Source organism: Mesorhizobium sp. M5C.F.Ca.IN.020.32.2.1, assembly GCF_004023105.1.
GTDB lineage: Bacteria > Pseudomonadota > Alphaproteobacteria > Rhizobiales > Rhizobiaceae > Mesorhizobium > Mesorhizobium wenxiniae.
In genome coordinates this window covers 1-4,045 of sequence record NZ_RZSX01000607.1, presented here as the reverse complement: position 1 = coordinate 4,045, position 4,045 = coordinate 1, and the positions used below count along the sequence as shown (strand labels likewise).

Sequence of the window (4,045 nt, the reverse complement as noted above, 5' to 3'; positions counted from 1 at the left end):
GCCAAGGGCGAGGATCCGGATGTGGTGATGGTCTGCGCCGGCGACGTGCCGACACTGGAGACGCTCGCTGCCACCGACATTTTGCGTTCGGCGCTTCCAGACCTGAAGGTTCGCGTCGTCAATGTGGTCGACCTGATGACGCTGCAGTCGAATTCAAAGCATCCGCATGGCCTTGCCGATGAGGATTTCGACGCGCTGTTCACGAAAACCAGGCCGGTCATCTTCGCCTATCACGGCTATCCCTACCTCATCCACCGGCTGACCTACCGACGCGCCAACCATGACAACATGCACGTGCACGGTTTTCGCGAGGAAGGCACCACCACCACGCCGTTCGACATGGTCGTACTCAATGAACTTGACCGTTTTCACCTGGCGCTCGCCGCGATCGAACGCGTGCCAGGTCTCGCCGAACGGGCGAAAAATCTTGCCGCCGAACTGCACGGGAAGCTTGCGGAACACAAGGCTTATGTCCGCGAGTACGGCGAAGACATGCCCGAGATTCAGAAGTGGAACTGGCCTGATAACAGTGCGACGAAGGTTGCCGATTGATGCGACACGCAATTCTTGCACTGAACGCCGGCTCCTCCAGTATCAAGTTCGGACTATATGACCTTGAACCGTCGGCAGAACTGCAACTCGTCTCGCGTGGTACGCTGGACCTGGGCAATGCGCCGAGGCTCAGCGTGAAAGCGGCCGATGGGACAGTGCAGTGTGATCGGCCGCTTGCTGGAGACGCGCGCAATGCGGGCATCGACGCGTTGCTCGACTGGATCGAGAGCGAACTTGGCGGCAGAAAACTGGTCTCCGCCGGACACCGCATCGTGCATGGCGGGCGCGACTTCGTCGAACCCGTCCGTCTGACGCCTCACGTGATCGAGGCGTTGGACAGGCTGACGCCGCTTGCTCCGCTGCATCAGCCTCGCAGTCTCGCGCCGATCCGCACACTTGCGGCGCTGCGGCCGGATCTGCCGCAGGTCGGATGTTTCGACACAGCCTTCCATCAGACGATCGATCCGATCGTGAGCCGCTTCGCGCTGCCGCGTAGATTTGATGAGGACGGAATCCGCCGCTACGGGTTTCATGGTCTTTCCTACGAATACATCGCCGGGCGGCTCAAGGAGATAGCACCCGGTCTTGCAGCGAAGCGGACGATCGTCGCCCATCTCGGCAACGGAGCGAGCCTGTGCGCCATGCGCGACGGAAGAAGCGTCGATACGACGATGGGCTTTTCCGCGCTCGACGGCCTGGTCATGGGCACGCGTTGCGGCGCCATCGATCCGGGCGTGCTTTTGTACTTCATCCTGGAGAGAGGTATTGCGGGGGAGGCTCTGCAGCACATGCTCTATGAGGAATCCGGGCTGCTCGGAATATCCGGCATCTCGGGCGACATGCGCACGCTGCAAGCGAGCGACGATCCCCACGCCCGCGAAGCGGTAAATCTTTTTGCATTCCGGGCCGCAAGGGAAGTTGCCGCACTCGCCAACACGTTGGGCGGCCTCGAATGCCTCGTGTTCACCGCCGGCATTGGCGAGCGCTCAGCGCCGGTCCGCAAGGCAATATGCGAAAGGCTTCATTGGCTTGGCGTGGCGATCGACGAGCCATCCAATGGCTCTCATGCCGAGATCATAAGCCGATCGGACAGCAAGGTCGAAATACGCGTCGTCGCGACCGACGAGGAGAGGATCATCGCTCGCCACACGCGCGTGCAGGGGAATGCTTGATAACGCAATCAACGGTGCTGTTTTCCAAGACAAGGAACCCTGCGCGCCTGCGACCGTTCCCCTGTTTGATACCAAAGGGAGAGATCCAATGGCCGAAACCCCTAACAACGCAGGCGCCTCAAAGGCGGCAAACGAAGCCCAAGAGGCGATGAAGAAGCAGATCGCTGAGCTTCGCCGCGAGATCACGAAAATAAATCGGACCCTTTCCGACCGCGCCGAGGAGGCAGAGGGCTGGTACGACAGCGCCGCCGAACGGGCCTCGCGCGCAGCCCGGCAATTGCGTAGCCAGGCGCACACCGTGACTGAAACTGTCCAGCAGAATCCAGGCACAATATCTTCGGCGATGATGCTTGGCGGCATGCTAGGTGTTGTCTTGGGAATTGTGATTGCGAAGAGTTCCGAACCTGAGCGGCGGTGGTTCTAAGGGGCAGATCACCACCCTTGCAGTGCCGAGCCTATCGGCATCAAGCATGGCTCTTGCGCTGTTGGCATCGGTTGCCATGAGCGTCGCCAACCTGACCCGCGCCACGCAAAAGAATGCGGCGATCCACTGAACCGTGGCCGTCTACCTAATTTCGTACAGCTCTTGTTTCATCGATCATCTTGCTGACAGTCTTCACGCACCAACTGACGGAGAAGAATATGCGGCAAGCGCTGATCGTATGGGGCGGCTGGGATGGACACGAGCCGGAAGAAGGTGCGCGCGTCGTCAAGGCGATGCTCGAAGAGGAAGGGTTTGGCGTGCGCGTCGAAACCACGACCGAGATATTCGCCGACCCGGCGATCGCCGATCTGAGCCTGATCGTCCCGATCTACACGATGGCCAAGCTTGCGAAGAACGAGGAGCTCAACCTGACAAAGGCAGTCGAGGGCGGTGTCGGCCTTGGCGGCTATCACGGCGGCATGTGCGATGCCTTTCGTGAAGCCACGGAATACCAGTTCATGTGCGGCGGTCAGTGGGTGGCCCACCCAGGCAACATCATCGACTACCGGGTCGACATCATCAGGCACGACGATCCGATCATGAACGGCATCGATGATTTCCCGTACCGCTCCGAGCAGTACTACATGCATGTGGATCCATCGAATGAGGTGCTGGCGACCACCACCTTCTCCGGCGAGCACGCGTCCTGGATAGAAGGCGTGGTCATGCCGGTCGTCTGGAAGCGCCGGCACGGCAAGGGAAGGGTGTTCTATTCGGCACTCGGACATGCCGTCAGGGAGTTCGCGGTGCCGCAGATGCGAACGATATTTCGCCGCGGCCTGGTGTGGGCGGCGCGCTGAGAGCGCGACAGTCGGTCCTGCTGGTACTGGTCGCCACGCCAGGAATCCTGCCACGCCGTCAGAGATGGATTTGCAGCCCTGTGAAGGATGGCGCCGAACCTGAAACAAAGAACCCGCCTCGGCCGCGGGTCGTTGGCGCGAATAGGCACCGTAAGCAATTTCATAGCACAGCTGCCGGCACAAACCAAGAACAACGAGCTGCCGACAATCGCTCACGTTTCTTGCCGGAGCAAATGCCGAAGCGCTATTGCATCACCGAGCAATGCGGCGCAGGGCCAAGGCAGCGACAGTGGTGCCCGCTGCCAGAAGCGGCGGCCAGGCCTGCGGATCGCCCATGGCATGGAGCGTCAGGCCGCTGAGCAGCAGCCACAGCAGCGGGATCGCAAACAGCAGCGGCACAGGCCCGCCGCTCGCTGCAAGCAGGACGCCGAGCGTCGTGATCGCAGTCGGGTCCGGCGCGATGCCGAAGACCTCGGCGCTTGTCCATGGCCGCCGGAAAAGCGGCGGCAGGAGGGGATAGACGACGAGGCCAGCGGCCATGATCAGCAGCCCGAGCCTTGCTGCGATGTCCCGCTGCTCGAAGGCGAGGCCGCCGCGCGCGGCACCGCCGAACGCCAGCAGCAGCGCCTGCAGGCCGAAGGCCGGCGCGACATAGGCGATCGCCCAGTTGATCACGGCATAGCGGCTCGACAGGAAGGACCAGCCGACGAAGGCAAAGAGCGCGGCGAGGACGAGCGCAATCCAGAGGCCGTGGCGAGGCGGCCGCCGCAGCACGAGCAGGACAATGGCGAGGCCGGCGCCGAGCGTCAGGAGATGCAGCGGCCAGAAGGCGGCATTGGCCAACTCGAACATGCGCCAGTAGACGCGCGGCGAGAATAGCAGGAAATCTTCCAGCCGGTAGGTCCACCATTCCGACATCTAGAGATTCCGGACGTAGGCCGCCATCTGATCGCGCATGGCCGCGTCGGGGAGGGGACCAGTCGCCGCCAGCACGTTCTCGCGCACGTGTTCGACGCGGGTGGTGGCGGGGATGGCGA

The 4,045-nt window shown here is 62.2% G+C and carries 4 protein-coding genes and 2 pseudogenes; 4 read left to right on the top strand and 2 right to left on the bottom strand.

Annotated features, from left to right (window positions below; genetic code table 11):
* The 4 genes and pseudogenes from EOA86_RS25310 to EOA86_RS25295 all read left to right on the top strand — a co-directional run.
* Nucleotides 1-552: pseudogene (locus EOA86_RS25310) on the top strand (phosphoketolase); the annotation flags it as partial.
* The gene (locus tag EOA86_RS25305) at nucleotides 552-1,724 is read left to right on the top strand and encodes an acetate/propionate family kinase (RefSeq protein WP_164891968.1); all 1,173 of its coding nucleotides are present in this window, start codon (nucleotides 552-554) and stop codon (nucleotides 1,722-1,724) included. The pseudogene EOA86_RS25310 and the gene EOA86_RS25305, both read left to right, overlap by 1 nt.
* On the top strand, nucleotides 1,717-2,148 hold the full coding sequence (locus EOA86_RS25300) for a hypothetical protein (protein WP_128344174.1): 432 nt from the start codon (nucleotides 1,717-1,719) through the stop codon (nucleotides 2,146-2,148). The genes EOA86_RS25305 and EOA86_RS25300 overlap by 8 nt, the downstream gene beginning before the upstream one ends.
* A gap of 218 nt (nucleotides 2,149-2,366) precedes the next feature.
* Complete coding sequence (locus tag EOA86_RS25295; RefSeq protein WP_127209173.1) at nucleotides 2,367-3,008, top strand: ThuA domain-containing protein; 642 nt, start codon at nucleotides 2,367-2,369, stop codon at nucleotides 3,006-3,008.
* Nucleotides 3,009-3,260: 252 nt separating this feature from the next.
* Here the strand turns inward: EOA86_RS25295 and EOA86_RS25290 are convergent, their stop codons facing one another.
* Nucleotides 3,261-3,926, bottom strand: coding sequence for a DUF6064 family protein (locus tag EOA86_RS25290; protein ID WP_128344172.1), 666 nt, complete (start codon nucleotides 3,924-3,926; stop codon nucleotides 3,261-3,263).
* A pseudogene (locus EOA86_RS40605) lies at nucleotides 3,927-4,045 on the bottom strand (aldo/keto reductase); the annotation flags it as partial.

Excerpts from the sequence above, each read along its gene's own strand:
- EOA86_RS25300 (WP_128344174.1), top strand. The coding sequence starts at position 1,717 with ATGCTTGATAACGCAATCAACGGTGCTGTTTTCCAAGACAAGGAACCC.
- EOA86_RS25295 (WP_127209173.1), top strand. The coding sequence starts at position 2,367 with ATGCGGCAAGCGCTGATCGTATGGGGCGGCTGGGATGGACACGAGCCG.
- EOA86_RS25305 (WP_164891968.1), top strand. The coding sequence starts at position 552 with ATGCGACACGCAATTCTTGCACTGAACGCCGGCTCCTCCAGTATCAAG.
- EOA86_RS25290 (WP_128344172.1), bottom strand. The coding sequence starts at position 3,926 with ATGTCGGAATGGTGGACCTACCGGCTGGAAGATTTCCTGCTATTCTCG.